Here is a 237-nt window from a genome sequence, read left to right as displayed (position 1 = left end):
AAGCCGCTCGCGTTTGGCGGGTTTTTGTACCTGCATCCGCGGCGGGATTATCCGTTCAAGCGGATCGGTGGCGGTTTTGCGATTGGTAGTCGCGCGTTGCGTGATTATCTTGATCTGGCGCGGGAGCAGGGGGTGTCGCATGTCGCGTTGAACCCTCGTGTGACGCCGCGGGATTATCGGCAGATACTTGATGAGTTGCATGAGGACGTGCTTTCGGAGTTTGCGCCTAACGAGTAG

1 pseudogene is annotated in these 237 nt (G+C 57.8%); it reads left to right on the top strand.

The features are described from left to right. Positions 1 to 237 (top strand): annotated as a pseudogene (locus tag SB771_RS36960) (LLM class flavin-dependent oxidoreductase); the annotation flags it as partial.

The organism is Burkholderia sp. SIMBA_051 (assembly GCF_046534915.1).
GTDB lineage: Bacteria > Pseudomonadota > Gammaproteobacteria > Burkholderiales > Burkholderiaceae > Burkholderia > Burkholderia ambifaria.
Note: the sequence above shows the minus strand (reverse complement) of the source record. Positions and strands in the feature narration are given on the sequence as shown.